The sequence below is a fragment of the Exiguobacterium sp. PHA03 genome (assembly GCF_041945985.1).
Taxonomy (GTDB): Bacteria; Bacillota; Bacilli; order Exiguobacteriales; family Exiguobacteriaceae; genus Exiguobacterium_A.
This window is the reverse complement of the sequence record NZ_JAUTYQ010000001.1, coordinates 1984885-2000983: the sequence shown is the minus strand read 5'-3', so window position 1 is coordinate 2000983 and position 16099 is coordinate 1984885. Positions and strand designations below refer to the sequence as shown.

Annotated in this window: 15 protein-coding genes; 14 read left to right on the top strand and 1 reads right to left on the bottom strand. The window is 39.2% G+C overall.

The window, feature by feature from the left end; all coding sequences use genetic code 11:
• Nucleotides 1–51 precede the first annotated feature (51 nt).
• The 6 genes from Q7C19_RS10415 (at nt 52) to Q7C19_RS10390 (ending at nt 6608) form a co-directional block, all read left to right on the top strand.
• Nucleotides 52–1626, top strand: a complete 1575-nt coding sequence (locus Q7C19_RS10415; RefSeq protein WP_375092096.1) for a S8 family peptidase — start codon at nt 52–54, stop codon at nt 1624–1626.
• A gap of 137 nt (nt 1627–1763) precedes the next feature.
• Complete coding sequence (locus tag Q7C19_RS10410; RefSeq protein ID WP_375092095.1) at nt 1764–3323, top strand: S8 family peptidase; 1560 nt, start codon at nt 1764–1766, stop codon at nt 3321–3323.
• Between the two features lie 14 nt (nt 3324–3337).
• Complete coding sequence (locus tag Q7C19_RS10405) at nt 3338–4057, top strand: hypothetical protein (protein WP_375092094.1); 720 nt, start codon at nt 3338–3340, stop codon at nt 4055–4057.
• 81 nt (nt 4058–4138) lie between these two features.
• Nucleotides 4139–4834, top strand: a complete 696-nt coding sequence (locus Q7C19_RS10400; protein WP_375092093.1) for a hypothetical protein — start codon at nt 4139–4141, stop codon at nt 4832–4834.
• 15 nt (nt 4835–4849) lie between these two features.
• Nucleotides 4850–5527, top strand: a complete 678-nt coding sequence (locus Q7C19_RS10395) for a hypothetical protein (RefSeq protein ID WP_375092092.1) — start codon at nt 4850–4852, stop codon at nt 5525–5527.
• Between the two features lie 181 nt (nt 5528–5708).
• Complete coding sequence (locus tag Q7C19_RS10390) at nt 5709–6608, top strand: LCP family glycopolymer transferase (protein ID WP_375092091.1); 900 nt, start codon at nt 5709–5711, stop codon at nt 6606–6608.
• A 39-nt stretch (nt 6609–6647) separates the two neighbouring features.
• Here the strand turns inward: Q7C19_RS10390 and Q7C19_RS10385 are convergent, their stop codons facing one another.
• Nucleotides 6648–7793, bottom strand: coding sequence for a hypothetical protein (locus Q7C19_RS10385; RefSeq protein ID WP_375092090.1), 1146 nt, complete (start codon nt 7791–7793; stop codon nt 6648–6650).
• Between the two features lie 196 nt (nt 7794–7989).
• On the opposite strand from Q7C19_RS10385, the gene Q7C19_RS10380 reads away from it, so the two are divergent.
• The 8 genes from Q7C19_RS10380 (at nt 7990) to Q7C19_RS10345 (ending at nt 16081) form a co-directional block, all read left to right on the top strand.
• On the top strand, nt 7990–8721 hold the full coding sequence (locus Q7C19_RS10380) for a YveK family protein (protein ID WP_375092089.1): 732 nt from the start codon (nt 7990–7992) through the stop codon (nt 8719–8721).
• Nucleotides 8714–9409 carry a CpsD/CapB family tyrosine-protein kinase gene (locus tag Q7C19_RS10375; protein ID WP_375092088.1) on the top strand — a complete coding sequence of 232 codons (696 nt, stop codon included), beginning with the start codon at nt 8714–8716 and terminating at the stop codon, nt 9407–9409. Before Q7C19_RS10380 ends, Q7C19_RS10375 begins: the two co-directional genes overlap by 8 nt.
• Before the next feature lie 11 nt (nt 9410–9420).
• Nucleotides 9421–10185 (top strand): tyrosine-protein phosphatase, encoded by a 765-nt coding sequence (locus Q7C19_RS10370; RefSeq protein ID WP_375092087.1) that lies wholly within the window; start codon nt 9421–9423, stop codon nt 10183–10185.
• A gap of 305 nt (nt 10186–10490) precedes the next feature.
• On the top strand, nt 10491–12341 hold the full coding sequence (locus tag Q7C19_RS10365; protein ID WP_375092086.1) for a polysaccharide biosynthesis protein: 1851 nt from the start codon (nt 10491–10493) through the stop codon (nt 12339–12341).
• A 19-nt stretch (nt 12342–12360) separates the two neighbouring features.
• A complete protein-coding gene (locus Q7C19_RS10360; protein ID WP_375092085.1) occupies nt 12361–12987 on the top strand; it encodes a sugar transferase in 627 nt (208 codons plus the stop codon).
• Between the two features lie 4 nt (nt 12988–12991).
• Nucleotides 12992–13858, top strand: coding sequence for an NAD-dependent epimerase/dehydratase family protein (locus Q7C19_RS10355; protein WP_375092084.1), 867 nt, complete (start codon nt 12992–12994; stop codon nt 13856–13858).
• Nucleotide 13859: 1 nt separating this feature from the next.
• On the top strand, nt 13860–15038 hold the full coding sequence (locus Q7C19_RS10350) for a glycosyltransferase (RefSeq protein ID WP_375092083.1): 1179 nt from the start codon (nt 13860–13862) through the stop codon (nt 15036–15038).
• Nucleotides 15038–16081, top strand: coding sequence for a glycosyltransferase (locus Q7C19_RS10345; protein WP_375092082.1), 1044 nt, complete (start codon nt 15038–15040; stop codon nt 16079–16081). Before Q7C19_RS10350 ends, Q7C19_RS10345 begins: the two co-directional genes overlap by 1 nt.
• Nucleotides 16082–16099 lie beyond the last annotated feature (18 nt).

Below are 16099 nucleotides of genomic sequence, written 5' to 3'. Positions count from 1 at the left end.
ATTCCATCTAATCTGGGTATTAGTAAGAAAGACCTAGAGGGAGGAACGATGATGCGCACATGGATAGCAGGGAGTCTAGCACTTGGTTTGATCTTTAGTACGGTACCGGTCAATGCGATCGAGAAAAAAGAGGCGATTCGTCCTGCGACATTGGCGAAAGCAAAAGAAGTACCAGCCTTTTCGAAACAAGCGGGGAGTGCCTTAACAGGACGATTTGATTCAAAAGGATTAGCAGTCTGGTATTTTGACGCGAAGGATTTTGTGGCGAAAGGTACACACTTCGAGTTCGAGCTTGATTACAACACGTACGGGACGATGTTCGCGAGCAAAGCGGATGCTGAAGCGGGACGGGTCTACAATCGCTATTACCAAGTCACGGATGATACGCTCTACTTCCCACTCAGTTGGAGTGGACGACAGTACTTAGTGCTCGAAGGGTATCCGGGCGACCGCTACTCCGTTCCTGCCTATATCTCACGTTACGAACCGATCGAGGAATCGATGACGGCAGCCGTTCAATCGGTTAAACCGGCACTGCTCGTGCAGACGCGCTCAGGTGCAATGCGAGCGCAAGCCTTCGGCGCCTTAAAAGTAGAGTCGGTCGCGTCAGAGCTTCGAATCGAGCGACTCGTCTATGCTTCCTATGCGGAAGCGAAAGCAGCGCAACAGAAATTCGAACGCTCATCAGCTGTCGCGTTCGCAGAGTTCGATGCACCAATTCAAGCATTCGGAGTCGATGCCTATCAGAAACATCAATGGTCGCTGCAGAACACAGGACAAAAGAAAGGTCTCAAAGGAGCTGACATCGGTTTCGTCGCCATGCAAAAACGGATCAAAGGAAAGAAGCTGTCTGCGATAAAAGTTGCAGTACTTGATTCCGGTATTAATCCGACGTATGCCGACTTTGCGGGAAAAGTCCGGATGGATCTCGGCTACGATTTCATCAATGGCGATAAGACGGCCTGGGATGATAACGGACATGGTTCACATGTCGCCGGGATCATTGCGGCGGGTGGAAATAACACATACGGGATGACCGGCATCAATCCGATGACGACGTTGATTCCGATCAAGGTCCTCGATGAGTCAGGGGCTGGTTCAGTATCGGGACTGGTCAAAGGCATCCAGCATGCGACGAAACAAGGTGCCAGGGTCATCAACATGAGTCTCGGTGGCAATTCCTCTTCGAAATCGATCGAATCGGCATTAGCGGCAGCGGTGAAAAAGAACATCTTGATCGTTGCGGCATCCGGGAACGAAGGACGCGGAACGATCGCATACCCGGCACGTTCGAAATATGTTTTATCCGTCGGTGCGACGGGTCGCAAGGACGAAAAAGCATCGTTCTCGAACTACGGAACAGGACTGGATTTGGTCGCGCCGGGTGTCTCGATTCCAAGTTACCTCGCGGATGGGGAGTTGCTGTATGGCAGCGGCACATCGATGGCGACGCCACACGTTGCCGGTGTCGCCAGTCTCTTAATCAGTCTGAAGCCATCCTTAAAGGCAAGTAGCGTCGAAAGTATTCTCAAGAAATCAGCGAAAGATCTCGGTAAAAAAGGCTATGATACTAGCTATGGTGCCGGTCGTTTGAACGCCGATAACGCCGTCAAATTGATTCCTTGATGTAGTCGAGAAGTCCTGCGCTAGCAGGGCTTCTTTTTTTCGATCAATTTATTGATTGATGAAGGTGAAAAGAACTAGAAAAATCAATTTTTTCCATTATAATGAAAAAGGATACATCGATAGGAGCGTGAAACTGTATGAAAAAACTCATCGTCAGCACCCTCATCGTGAGCGCGTGCAGTACATATACATTTAGTGCGACCGAAGCCGCTACGACTGCCAAAAAAGTCCCGGCGATCGAAGCAAAAACAAAAAAAGGCTACATCAAAGGCAAGTACGACGCGAGCGGGAAAGCCTTGTTCTATTTTGATACGAAGACCTATTTATCAGGTGGAACACATTTGAAGTTCGCCTTCGATACTTCAAAAAAAGCGACGGTCTATACGTCGCAGACGGAATATAAACAAAAAGATCCGTATGCGCGGTATGCGAACAGTAAAAAGACGCTCTTTTTCCCACTGACGTGGAGTGGGCGACAATACATCGAAGTGACGGGAGCGAAGAATAAGGCGTTCACGATTCCCTATAAGCTCGAACGTCTCGAACCAATTCGTGAATACGCGACCAAATCGACGACGACCGGACAAGCGACGAGTCTCGTCGTCCGTCTGAATGGGGCGACGAAAGCGAGCACGTTATCACGGACGTCGCGCGCCGCTCATCACGAAACGATCGACAGTACGTTACGACTCGAGAAGTTCTCCTACAACAGCTTCATTCAAGCCATAGCAGTCAAACGTCAACTTGAACAAACGAAGGGCGTCCGGTACGTCGAACTCGATCAACCGATGAAGTTACTCAGTACCGATCCCTTCCAGTCCGTCCAGTGGGCATTAAAAAACACCGGACAGCGTGGAGGCGTTAAGGGAGCGGACATCGGTTATCACGCGATGGTCAAGCGGATTGCCAACAAATCACGTTCAACCGTTCGTGTGGCGGTCGTCGATACGGGCATCAATCCGACCTATGCGGATTTCGCCGGACGTGTCCGGATGGATCTCGGGTACGATTTTGTTCATAAGCGTCAGCTTGCCTATGACGATCATGGTCACGGGACACACGTCGCCGGTGTCATCGCCGCAGCGTCGAACAACGGTTACGGGATGATGGGGATCAACGACCGGGCGAGCATCATTCCGATCAAAGTTATCTCGCGCAATAACTATGCTTCGAACTCGAATATCGCCAAAGGGATCCTGTTCGCCGTGAAACAAAAGGCGAAAGTGATCAACTTAAGTCTTGGCGGTGGTGGTGTTTCCCTGGCGATTGAAGATGCCTTAGCGGAAGCACGCAAGAAAGGGATCTTCGTCGCGGCAGCGACCGGGAACGAAGGGGCGTCGAAACTGTCCTATCCGGCACGGTCGAAATATGCCTTCTCGGTCGGAGCGACGAACCGGTCCGATAAACGGGCCTCGTTCTCGAACTATGGTGAAGGACTGGATCTCGTCGCACCAGGGCAAGATATCGCGAGTTATTTACAAGACGGCGAATCGATCTTTTGGAGTGGTACATCGATGGCGACACCGCATGTCGCTGGCGTCGCGAGTGTCCTCTATAGCTTAAAGCCAAGTATCAAAGTGACGGACGTCGAATCGATCCTCCGCAAGTCAGCGAAAGACCTCGGCAAAAAGGGCTATGACACGACGTACGGATACGGTCGCTTGAATGCTGATCGTGCCGTCCAGCTCGTGAAATAAGGAAAGTGGGGCGAATGATGAAAGCACTAGGAAAAGTGTTGGTGATCGTACTATTGGCGATAGCGTTTTTAGTTCCGGATACAGCATTAGCAGCAACAAAAGAAGAAACGCGCCTAACAAACTTGTATAAGGATTTAAAGCATGGGATGACAATCGAGCAGGTCGCTACAACACTTTATGGAAAAGAAGCCAAAAAACACATTCGATATCGGAAAGGACAGCCGACGATTTTACGCGTGCCGATCAATGACGAAACAGTCGAAGAAGGGCATAAGCAATTGATTCAAGTGATGGAGGATCGCTCCGTGAAGCAAGGTCCAAGCCTTGTCCTGCATTTCATGACAAAGAAAAGAAGTAACGTCTATCGATTGGTCATCAAAGCCGTGTTCATCGAGCGGAAGTCAACGACGGGGTACCGTGAGAGTACACGTCAGTTGAAACACGGTGCGAAGCCGGAAAATGGAATGACGGAAAAACAAATCGACGCAATGCTCACGGGCAAAGGACTAGGTCACTGGACGACTGTTGCCAATATGAATACGACGTCAGGCTATTCGAAAGAGGAAGTTCGTCGAGGCTTTCAGGAATTGTATCGGATTAAGACTTATGTATTTCCGACTACACAAAAAAATAAGTGGAAAGAAATCAATTTCGCCTACAGTCACGAACGAAAAAAGTTTGTCGTAGATAATATCCGTATAGTAGGACCGAATGATACGGCGCCTGAGTTTTAACGAAGTATATCCAGTCGGTAAACGAAAGAAAAAGCGTATCGTGTCGAAGATCATAGTCAGTATTAAAAAGGAGAGTAGAGTATGAACACGACCTTCATGAAAATCACGGTGGCGACAATCATCGCGGGATCAACACTCTTTAGTGGAACGGCATCGGCGGCGACGAAAGTCGAGACGACAGCGACGAATCAATACACGGCACTTAAAGCGGGTATGACGATGGAGCAAGTCGCAAAAATCTTATACGGCAAAGATTATAAAAAGCAATTAACGACGAAAAGTGGTTCACAAGTATTGAAGATGAAAGAAGATCTCAAATTCACAGCAGACCATCGTAAACAAATCTATTACGAAATCTATGATCCGAAAGCAAAAATCCCGCCTACCGAAACATCGCTCGGCTTCATGACGAAAAAGAACGATTCAGTCTATCGTCTCGTCTCGAAAAATATTGAAACAGGACGTAAGACGTATTCCGAATATCGCGAGAGTACACGGAAGTTAAGCGCGGGCGCTAAAATCAAGACGGGCATGACGGAGAAGCAACTGGATGCTGTGCTGTCGGGTTCAGGTCTTGGTGAATGGGCTGGACTAAGTGAGGGAGATGCGCGGAGCGTCTTCAGTACAAAGGAAATCAAAGAGTATAAGATCGAGACTCATAAAGGAAAGCTTTATGTCTTCCAAAAATCGACGAAATCACGGATTTATGTTGATTTGGCATATGATACAAAAAAGAGAACGCACGTCGTTGTGGATCACAAGACTGAGACATTTTAAAAGGGGGACTTACAGATGAAAACAACATTCACGAAGGTTGCTGTAGCGACGGTACTTGCAGGAACGACTTTATTCGGAGGCGTAGCATCTGCTGCGACGAAAGAGGAAAAAAAAGTGACCGATCGTTACACAGCTTTAAAGGCGGGGATGACAATTGAACAAGTAGCAAAAGTCATATATGGGAAAGACTATAAAAAACAAATCACAACAAAAGGTGGATCAACAGTTTTTAAGATAGATCCAGATATGTCAACTACTAATCAAGGATATAAAACTAAGATGTATAGATTTTTAAATGAAAAAACAGATATGGATGTCACAGGATTAATTTTTATGACTAAAAAGAAAAGTTCTGTATACCTTTTAACACAGAAGACGTTGACCATTTTTAAAGAATCAGGATACCGAGAGAGCAAAATGAAGTTAGTAAAAGGTAAAAAAATAAAAACAGACATGACAGAAAAGCAACTTGATGCTATTTTAACAGGTGATGGATTAGGAGAATGGACATCAGTTACCTCTGTGGATTGGACACCAATTCAAGATAAAAAAGAAATAGAAATGGGCTTTGCTATTAAGTCATTAATGAAAACATATGTGTTTCCAACTTCAACAAAAGAATTGAAATACGTCAATATGAATTATGATTACGATAAAAAAACATATATCGTAGCAAATCAAAGTTCTTTATAAAAAAGTAAGAGAGTCTATCTTCCGATAGGCTCTTTTTTTCATCTTTTCCCGTTTTTTACAAATCACTCTCAAATTTCGTTATACTCGGACTGTAAGTCTTTTTATACACAACCGATATTAACGAGAAGCAAAACACAGAAGGGAATGGACGCAGTTGGAACGAGTTAAAAAAAGACGTAAAGTGAAAAAACGCTGGACACCACTGAAGATCATGCTATTAATCGCACTTGTCCTCATTGTCGGTGTCGGCGGATTCATCGGCTATACATATTATCAAGTCGACCAGACGGTAAAAAAAATTCAGTCGCCGGTTAAGAACACGGGAGACAAGGTCGTCGAAGAACAAAAGCCAGTCTCCGTACTATTGCTTGGTGTCGACCAACGACCAGGCGAGCGCGGACGTAGTGACTCAATCATGGTCATGACCCTGAACCCGACACGAAACGAAAGCCGGTTGATCAGTATTCCTCGGGATACGAAGGTTGATATCGTCGGTAAGGGAACGAATGATAAGATCAACCATGCCTATTCATTCGGTGGACCGGAAATGGCAATCAAGACAGTCGAAAAGTTCCTCAATATCCCGATTAACTACTACGCGGAGATCAACATGGAAGGGTTCACGTCGCTAGTTGATGCAGTCGGTGGGGTGACGGTCAATAATGATATCGACTTTACTGTGGATGGAACGCATTTTGTTGTCGGAAAAAATAACTTAGATGGAGCAGCTGCATTGAAATTCACGCGGATGCGTTACGAAGATCCACGTGGTGACTTCGGTCGTCAGATGCGACAACGTGAAGTCATTGCCCAAGTTGCGAACAAATTGTCATCTGATGTATCAGTCGGAAACTTCAATGCGATCATGGATGTCGTCGGAAAGAACGCTCAAACGAACGTCTCCTTCAAACCGATGCGGACGCTTGCCTTTGATTATATGGATGCCTTCCGTAACCAAAAGAACTTGCAGCTTGAAGGAACGGGTGGAAAAGAGGGAGACGGCATTTACTACTGGCATCCGACAGACGATTCATTGAAAGAAACACAAACAGCATTGCGTTATTCACTTGATATGGAATGATAAAAAGCACCGAATCCACGAGGATTTGGTGCTTTTCTTTTAGAACGATTGTTCAGCTAAGCGAATGCGACTAACCGTACCTTCTTTTTCAAAGCGTTGCAGTCGATATGAGTTACTCGTGATGAGGCCCGTTGTTTCTGTTTCGAGTTGAAGCGGAGCAAGCGAAGCGAGTTGCGCATTCGTGATATCCGTGTTCGTCCAATCGATCGCAATGACGCGGTCATCTTTTAAAACAAAGAAATGATCACCATAAAATACATAATCGTGTAATTCATCTTCGAATGTCCGATCAGCTGGTCCATAAAGACTATTCAACTCTGCACTTGTTTTACCGATAAGGTCAATGAGTGTACCTGTAACGAAGCTTGTATCGAGTTGATCGTTCACCCAAGTTAGGAGTGTTTCGTCAGCGAGCGGTTCACCTTCCAAACGTTTCGTTGTATCAGCTGTTTTGATAAATCCTGTTAAGTCATCGGATAGTTCCACTTCTGTGATACCGTCTTTCTTCTCAACAATGCGGTATCCGTCTCCAAAGTCAGCTTCGTAGAGTAACGTCGTCATTGATTCTTCTTGATAAATATTGCTCGAACGTGTTTTGACATACAGTACATCATCGACAGGAGAAGCAGTTTCTTTTGGTTTCTTTTCCTTTGTTTTCTCGACGGTAACTGGTTTTTCCACCGTTGCTTTTGGTGTCGTATCTGCCGAATGAGCGAAGTATGTCGAGTAGACGTATGTTCCACCGGCACCGAGCAAGAAACAAAGAATCAATAGTGTAATCCAGCCCCATGGAACTGGTTTTTTAGCACCAGCATGTGGAATATCCTTCTCTTTTTTACGACGTTTGGATTCAGGTTCCCGATGACTTCGTGAGAGTGTCGGAATTACTTCTTCCTCTTCATCTGGAAGCGGACCATCTTCATCTAGTAGAGGACGAGCAACGAGCGTACCATAAAAATCAGCGAGAACGGGATGATGTTTTCCACTGAGAAATGCTTCCCATTCCGCCGCAGTCACCGTATCTTCTTCGTAGGGAATGAGTGGCGGTTGACCTGTGATGCGAATCATCGTATCGGTCAGGGATTCCGTCGAAGAAAGACTTGAACGGATCCGTTCATGCAGCCGAGAAATATCCTCAGCAGAGTGAGAGGTATAAAATTGTAAGGCTTGAAGCGAGCGGTGCATAAAAAATCCTCCTATGTCTGATTGCAGGAATGAATGTAAAATTGGAACAATTCATATTTTATTATACGCAATGTTTTTCAAAAAACGTATGACATTTCCTAAAAAAACATCAACCATTTCCCAAAAATTTGTTATAATAACTTTTAGTTGTGTTAGAAAACGTTGAATTAGACAAATAAAGGAGAATAATTAAACCATGAATGAAACGATTAGCTTGCAGGAATTATTTTCAATTTTACGTAAATCGTTTTGGCGGATTCTAGCGCTAACGATTGTAGCAGCCTTGATTTCGTTTGCTGTCAGTAGTTTTTTAATTAAGCCGACCTACCAAGCAGGAACGCAAATCCTCGTCACACCGAAGAAACAAGAGAACAACATCATTGATGCGCAACAAGTCCAGTCATCTGTCACATTAGTTAATACATACCGGGTTATTATTAAAAGTCCCGCAATTTTAGAAAAAGTCCAAGAAAAGGTTGATAATGCACCAAATAGTGTCAGTGCTTTAAATAGCATGATTACAGTTGAAAGTGAACAAAATTCTCAAGTAATTAATGTGTCTGTACAGAGTACTAATGCAGTACTTGCTTCTAATGTAGCAAACGAAGTATCTAAAATATTTAGTAACGAAATTACAAATCTTATGAATGTAGACAATGTCAAAGTCCTATCGGTATCAGGTATTCCAACATCACCGGTTAGTCCGAATATCATCTTAAATACAGCGATTGCAGCTGTAATCGGTTTCGTTCTTGGTATTGGTCTTGCTTTCTTGCGCGAATTACTAGATCGTCGGATTCGTACAGAGGATCAAGTGCAGCAAATCCTTGATCTACCGGTCCTTGGTAGTATTCCAGATATTGATAGTAAAGTATTCAAGTCTTCATCAAAAGCAGCCAAACGAGAGGCGGTCAAACAATATGGCTAAGAAAAGTAAAATGAATAAAGATGCTCGTAAATTAATAACTTTGACACAACCAAAATCGCCAATAGCTGAGCAATACAGAACAATCCGGACGAACATTGAGTTCATGGCCGTCGATCGTGAAATTCAATCTATCCTTGTTACATCAGCCACACAAGGAGAAGGTAAGTCAACTACAGCGTCAAACCTTGCAGTCGCTTACGCGCAACAAGGAAAAAAAGTCTTGATCATCGATACGGATATGCGTCGTCCAACAGTACACTATACGTTCAAAGTTGCAAATGGTTTAGGTTTATCAAGTCTTTTGACACGTCAGGCAGAAAAAGAAAAAGCCATTTTACCGACAAAGGTCGATAACCTATCCATTTTGACAGCAGGTCCGATTCCACCGAACCCAGCAGAGTTATTATCATCACGTGCAATGGAGCACCTTGTATCACAACTACGAGCAGACTTTGATGTGATTATCTTCGATGCACCACCATTGCTACAAGTGGCAGATAGTCGCATTACATCTAAATTGACGGATGGTGTCGTACTCGTCGTCGGCTGTACGACGTCCGATCGTCAACGTGTCTTAAAAGCAAAAGAACAACTCGATCTCGCTGAAGCAAAGATCCTTGGAGTCGTCTTGAACCGTCGTGAACTGACAGATGATTCAGCGTATCAATACTACTATTCTTATGAGTGAGGGACATTCTCATGGTTGATATCCATTGTCATATCTTGCCGCTCGTCGATGACGGTCCGTCTAGTGTCGAGCACGCGTTACAGTTAGCAGAACAAGCTGCTGTCGAGGGGGTATCACGGATCATCGCGACACCACATCTCTATCATCCGCAATTCGAGACAGAAGACGTCGACGTACAATTGACAGTGAATGAATTCAACGTGCTATTGAAACAACGTGATATTCCAATCACTGTCTATCCAGGACATGAGATTCGTTTGATTGGTGAGTTGATGGAAGCTATAGAAGCAGGGCAAGCATTAACGTTGAATGAGTCGCGCTACATCTTAATTGAGTTCCCGTCAAGTGGGATTCCATCATACGCGCGCCAAGTATTCGCTGAATTGATTTCAGATGGCTACATTCCGATTGTTGCGCATCCGGAAAAGAACAAGGCAATCATTCAAAATCCGTCCCTATTATTTGAATTGATTTCGAATGGTGCAATCAGTCAAGTCACATGTGCTAGTTTAGTTGGAACGTACGGTAAGGATGTGCAACGCTTTGCGTTGGCTCTGTTAGAAAATGCACAAGCCCATCTTATTGCTAGTGATGCACACCATATCGAGAAACGCCCTTTTTACTGGAAGCAATGTGAACGAGTGCTTGAAAAAAAATTAGAAGACTGGCTGATTGATGAAATTTATGAAAACAATGAAGCAGTTTTGTTGAATCAGCTAATTACGATTAACCCACCAAACCCAATTGAAAAGAATTGGAAAGGACAATGGGTATAACATTTTTTGTTAAGGTAAGGGAAAGAGAGTGAAACAGCACTCTCTTTTTTCTATGTTAACGCTTACATTATGAAATTATGGAAAACTTTATAGAAAATGCAATAAGTTGTATGGTATCTTAATTTACATAAAGTATGGAATTATATTTATAAATTGGTAGTGAGAAAATGAATGCTCATTAGTATGATTACTTAATTTGAGTAATTGAAAGGGATTTGAAATAGACTCAATCAAAACATGATTAATGAATTCTAAAAAATATGATAAATACAACTTCGATCTTGAAGAGAAAGGAAGTGTAATTAATGAAATTTTACTACTATTATCGAACGCTGACATTAGCATGTATTGATGCGGTAGCTCTTTGTATAGCAATTGCATTTACATACTTTTTCTTGTATCCAAGAGAGCTATTCAATCTCATTGATAGTCATGTCCTAATTCAATCAGCCGTACTATTTTCTTTATTGTTTGTGACGATTGCATTTTTTATGAAGTTATACCGAGTTAATTGGAAATATGCCAGTATTCAAGAAGCATTGATTCTTTCTTTATCTTTAGTTTCTAGTTCGATTGGACTAATACTTTATCAAAAAATGTTTTTTGGACAGGTGTTTGAGCGGATCACCATTTTAAGTTTTTGTATCGCGTTACTTTTACTAGGTGCAATTCGATTAGCACTACGGTTGCTCGGAATTAGCCAACATTGGCGTAAATATGCCTTGCCGCGTCGTTTAGTTAAAGTAAGGAAACGGACATTGGTAATCGGGGCAGGAAGAGCGGGAAGAGCGCTTGTCCGTCAGTTATATTTGTCACCTTTTCACGAGCTGAAGCCTATTGCTTTTGTAGATGATGACCCTAAGAATATGCACTTTAGAATTCAGGGAATAGAAGTAGTTGGTACGACGAATGATTTAAAGTTGATCATTGATAAACACAACATAGAGGCTATAGTGTTGGCGATTCCTTCTTTAAATCAACAAAAGCGAATTGAATTGATTACTGAAGCAAAATCATTGTGTAAAGATGTTCAGACACTACCAATGATTGAAGAGTTAGTAACTGGAAAGATTTCTGTTAATGCGATTCGTGATGTTTCAATCGAAGACTTATTGGGTAGAGAACCAGTTGAATTAGATATTTCGGGTATAAAGTCGGAAATTGAAGGTCGAACGGTGTTAGTGACTGGGGCTGGTGGATCAATTGGTTCTGAAATTTGTCGACAAATTATTCAATTCAATCCAACAACATTATTGTTATTAGGTCATGGAGAAAATAGTATTTATTTAATTGAGCGAGAACTGAGGGGTTTACAACTTCCGATTAATTTAGTACCAATCATTGCGGATGTTCAAGATCGTTCGCGGTTGGAGCACGTTTTTGCACTACATAAACCTCATGTTGTATTTCATGCGGCAGCACATAAGCATGTACCTTTAATGGAAGCAAATCCGTTTGAGTCTGTTAAAAATAATGTTTATGGAACTAAAAATATCGCAGAAGTATCCGATATTTTTGAAGCCGAACGATTCGTCATGATATCGACTGATAAGGCAGTTAATCCTACTAATGTCATGGGATCAACCAAACGAATCGCAGAGATGATTGTGCAAGACTTAGGACAACGAAGCAACACCAAGTTTGCTGTAGTTCGATTCGGAAATGTATTAGGAAGTCGTGGATCAGTCATTCCGCTATTTAAGTCGCAAATTTTAGCGGGCGGTCCGGTTACGGTAACTCACCCTGATATGACACGTTTCTTTATGACGATTCCGGAAGCAAGCCGTTTAGTCATCCAAGCAGGAATTTTAGCAGATGGCGGAGAAGTTTTTGTGCTTGATATGGGTGAACCGGTAAAAATTGTTGATTTAGCTAAAAATATGATTGAACTAAGTGGATTTACAGAAGATGAAATGCCGATTGCATTTTCCGGGATTAGACCAGGTGAAAAGATGTATGAAGAGTTGTTAAAAGAAGGAGAAGTAGATCCTGAAGCAATCTACCCCAAAATTTTTGTGGGAAGAACAAAACAAAAAGAACCAATCATGAATACTCTTCATTTAATAGATCGTCATAAAAATTCTGCGATACATTTAAGAAATATACTACTTGATATTGCAAATGACATTGAAGTTAGAGAAGAAAATTTAGTTTAAAACATAAGGAGGGCTTAGTATGAACTATAAAATGATCAAAAGACCGTTAGGATTCATACTAGCATGTATTGCTTGTATCATTTTAATACCTTTACTTGTATGTATTACCCTTGCGATTAAACTCGAGTCACGTGGTCCTGTATTATTTAAACAAAAAAGAGTTGGTCTAAATAAACAATATTTCAATATTTTTAAGTTTAGAACAATGTATATTGAGACACCAAACGACACGCCTACACATCTTTTAGCTAATCCAGACTTGTATATTACGCGTGTTGGTAAAATATTACGTAAAACTAGTTTAGACGAACTACCACAACTTTTTAACATTTTAAAAGGTGAAATGAGTTTTGTTGGCCCAAGACCTGCTTTATGGAATCAATATGACTTGATAAATGAAAGAGATAAATATAAAGCAAATAATATATTACCAGGATTGACAGGATGGGCTCAAGTTAATGGGCGCGATGAACTACCAATAGAAGTAAAAGCAAAACTAGATGGAGATTACGCAAAAAATATTGGTTTGTTGATAGATGTGCGTTGTTTCATTATGACAGTATTTAACGTTTTAAAGAGCGATGGTGTTATTGAAGGTGGAACAGGATCTATAGCTTCTAAAGAAGCCGCTAGTAGTAAGGAGTAAAAAAATGACAAAGATATTGATTACAGGTAAAAATAGCTATGTCGGAAATGAACTATCGGAGTGGATAGTAAGGAAAAATATGAATTACGAAGTTGAATTAGTAGGTATGAGAGATAACGAATGGAGAAAAAAGAACTTTTATGATGTAGATACAGTTGTTCATACTGCAGGAATTGCACATGTCTCAACCAACCCTAAAATGAAAGAACAATATTTTAAAGTTAATAGAGATCTTACTTTAGAAGTTGCATTAAAAGCTAAAAAATCTGGAGTGAAGCAATTTATATTTTTAAGTAGCATAATTGTCTTTGGAAACTCTAAATATAGAAGAAGTTCTATTAATAGTGAAACTTGTATTAAACCAGATAATTTTTATGGCGAAAGTAAATTACAAGCAGAAAATGAACTGTTAAAACTTGAAGACGATACTTTTAAAATTGTTATAGTAAGACCACCAATGATTTATGGAGAAGGATCCAAAGGTAATTATCCAAAGTTATCAAAACTAGCTAAATTTTCACCATTATTTTTAAAAAACAATAATAAGAAAAGTATGATTTATGTTAAAAATCTCTGCGAATTCTTATATCTGCTTATTAAAAATAATGAATACGGAACTTTTCATCCTCAAAATAATGAATTAGTAGGATCATCTATTCTTTTCAATACTATAGCAAAAGTTAATTCAAAGAGAGTTCTGAATATAGAAATTAATGATTATGTTTTTAATAAATTGATAAATAAATTTGAAATTTTCTCTAAAATATTTGGTGATTTATATTATGAAAAAAAAATTAGTGAGTATAAGGAAAAGTACAATTTATTTAGTTTTTACGAGTCAATAAATTTAACAGAAAAAAAGGGAAAATAAAATGAAGAGAATTCTAATTGTTTCTTCTGTAGCATCAATGATAGATCAATTTATTATGTCAAATGTTGAATTATTAAAAAATCAGAATGTAGAAGTTCATATAGCAACTAATTTTATAAAGGGAAATACTTGTACCGAAGAAAGAATTGTTTCTTTAAAAGAAAGACTTGTTCAAATGAATGTTCTTTTTTACCAAGTTGATTTTGATAGGAATGTTTTTAATTTTAGTAGTAACTTTCAAGCTATATTGCAGCTATTAAAAATAACAAAAAAAATTAAATTTGATTATATACATGCTCATTCGCCTATTGGGGGAGTGTGTGCAAGAATTATAGGAACTTTAAGTAAAAACAAGGTGATTTATACAGCTCATGGATTTCACTTTTTTAAAGGAGCCCCTAAAAAAAATTGGTTGATCTATTATCCGATAGAAAAAATATTAGCTAAATACACTGATACACTAATTACGATAAATCTTGAAGATTATTATTTTGCAAAGAGAAAATTGAATCCTAATAAAGTTAAATATATACCTGGAGTAGGTGTAAATATTAATTCGCATCATAATTTTAATGAGAATATTAAAATGAAAATAAGAAAAGAATTAGGCATTCCTGTAGACTCTAAAGTTATGTTATCTGTTGGTGAATTAAATGATAATAAAAATCATGAATATATAATTGATATAATGAGCAACAATATTATAGACAAAAATATAATTTACGTTATTTGTGGACAGGGAGAAATGTTTGATTATTACAATGAAAAAATAAAAAAATTGAATTTGACGAATAAAGTATTTCTTCTTGGATTTAGAGAGGATGTAAAAGAGATGTACTTAATGGCAGATTTGTTTGTCTTCCCATCTAAAAGAGAAGGATTACCAGTATCTATAATGGAGGCAATGAGCAACAAATTACCGGTGTTATGCTCAAATATAAGAGGAAATATTGATCTAATTGATGAGAACAAAGGTGGTATATATATAAATCTATATAATCAAAGTGAAACTTTATTTAAAATAAATCATCTTTTAAAAGATGAAGAAATTTTGAATAAATTCGGAAATTACAATTTTAAAAAAGTTATGAAATTTAATGTAGAAAATGTAAATAAAGAACTATTAAATGTATACGGGATTAAAAATAGAAATTCATTAGGAAAAGTTGGTAATATTTAATGCGAGAGAGAAAAATTAGAGTGATGCACGTATTGAACACTAATCAATTTTCGGGTGCTGAAAAAGTAGTTATTGAAGTTATAAACAATAGTTCTGGTTCTTTTGAAATGTATTATTGTTCACCTAATGGATCAATAAATAAAGTATTAAAAAAAAATAACATCAAGCATGTAGAATTGAGTTCTTTAAAATCAAAAGATTCTTTTAGAAAAGCAATAAACTCAATAAAACCAGACGTTATTCATGCACATGATATTCGAGCAACATTCTTTTCTGTACTGTATTCAAAGGGAATTCCTGTAATTTCGCATTTACATGGAAATTCCGATAAAATGAAAAAAATATCAATAAAATCAATTATGTACTTATATTCTAGCTTTTTTGTGAAACATATAATTGCTGTTTCTAATAGTGTTTTAAGAGATTATAAATATTCTAAATACATCTATAAAAAAACATCGATTTTATACAATTTTATAGATAAAAAAAACCTACTTAATTATGTTAATAAAGATAAAAAAACTTATAACTTTGATTTTGTATATTTAGGAAGATTATCTTTTGAAAAAAATCCAATGAAGATTGCTGAAGTTGCTGCGTCTATTTTAAAAATAGATAAAAAAGTGAAATTTGCAGTTATTGGAGAAGGACCATATAAAAATGAAATGGAGAATATTTTCAGACATAACGGTGTAATTAGTCAAGTTGAATTTATAGGTTTTGTAGAAAATCCCTATAAAATTTTAAGTACAAGTAAATTTATGATAATGTGTTCAAAATTTGAGGGAACTCCGATGGCTGCCATTGAAGCTATTCATCTAAAAGTACCCATAATTACTTATCCAACTGATGGCTTGAATGAACTTATTGTTCATGGGAAAAATGGATTTTTTGCTAAAAATGATTCGGAATTTGAAAAGTATGCATTTCGAATTTTTAATGAAAATCTTCAAGTGCAGCAAATAGAAAACGAGTTAATGAATTCAGAAAAGTATAATGAAAAGTTAGAAAAAGTATATTGGAATGCAATAAATAATAAATAATAAATAAATATTTGGAGA

What these genes read in the sequence shown, in the direction of transcription:
- Q7C19_RS10415 (WP_375092096.1), top strand. Translation starts at nt 52, where the DNA reads ATGCGCACATGGATAGCAGGGAGTCTAGCACTTGGTTTGATCTTTAGT.
- Q7C19_RS10410 (WP_375092095.1), top strand. Translation starts at nt 1,764, where the DNA reads ATGAAAAAACTCATCGTCAGCACCCTCATCGTGAGCGCGTGCAGTACA.
- Q7C19_RS10405 (WP_375092094.1), top strand. Translation starts at nt 3,338, where the DNA reads ATGATGAAAGCACTAGGAAAAGTGTTGGTGATCGTACTATTGGCGATA.
- Q7C19_RS10400 (WP_375092093.1), top strand. Translation starts at nt 4,139, where the DNA reads ATGAACACGACCTTCATGAAAATCACGGTGGCGACAATCATCGCGGGA.
- Q7C19_RS10395 (WP_375092092.1), top strand. Translation starts at nt 4,850, where the DNA reads ATGAAAACAACATTCACGAAGGTTGCTGTAGCGACGGTACTTGCAGGA.
- Q7C19_RS10385 (WP_375092090.1), bottom strand. Translation starts at nt 7,793, where the DNA reads ATGCACCGCTCGCTTCAAGCCTTACAATTTTATACCTCTCACTCTGCT.
- Q7C19_RS10380 (WP_375092089.1), top strand. Translation starts at nt 7,990, where the DNA reads ATGAATGAAACGATTAGCTTGCAGGAATTATTTTCAATTTTACGTAAA.
- Q7C19_RS10375 (WP_375092088.1), top strand. Translation starts at nt 8,714, where the DNA reads ATGGCTAAGAAAAGTAAAATGAATAAAGATGCTCGTAAATTAATAACT.
- Q7C19_RS10370 (WP_375092087.1), top strand. Translation starts at nt 9,421, where the DNA reads ATGGTTGATATCCATTGTCATATCTTGCCGCTCGTCGATGACGGTCCG.
- Q7C19_RS10365 (WP_375092086.1), top strand. Translation starts at nt 10,491, where the DNA reads ATGAAATTTTACTACTATTATCGAACGCTGACATTAGCATGTATTGAT.
- Q7C19_RS10360 (WP_375092085.1), top strand. Translation starts at nt 12,361, where the DNA reads ATGAACTATAAAATGATCAAAAGACCGTTAGGATTCATACTAGCATGT.
- Q7C19_RS10355 (WP_375092084.1), top strand. Translation starts at nt 12,992, where the DNA reads ATGACAAAGATATTGATTACAGGTAAAAATAGCTATGTCGGAAATGAA.
- Q7C19_RS10350 (WP_375092083.1), top strand. Translation starts at nt 13,860, where the DNA reads ATGAAGAGAATTCTAATTGTTTCTTCTGTAGCATCAATGATAGATCAA.
- Q7C19_RS10345 (WP_375092082.1), top strand. Translation starts at nt 15,038, where the DNA reads ATGCGAGAGAGAAAAATTAGAGTGATGCACGTATTGAACACTAATCAA.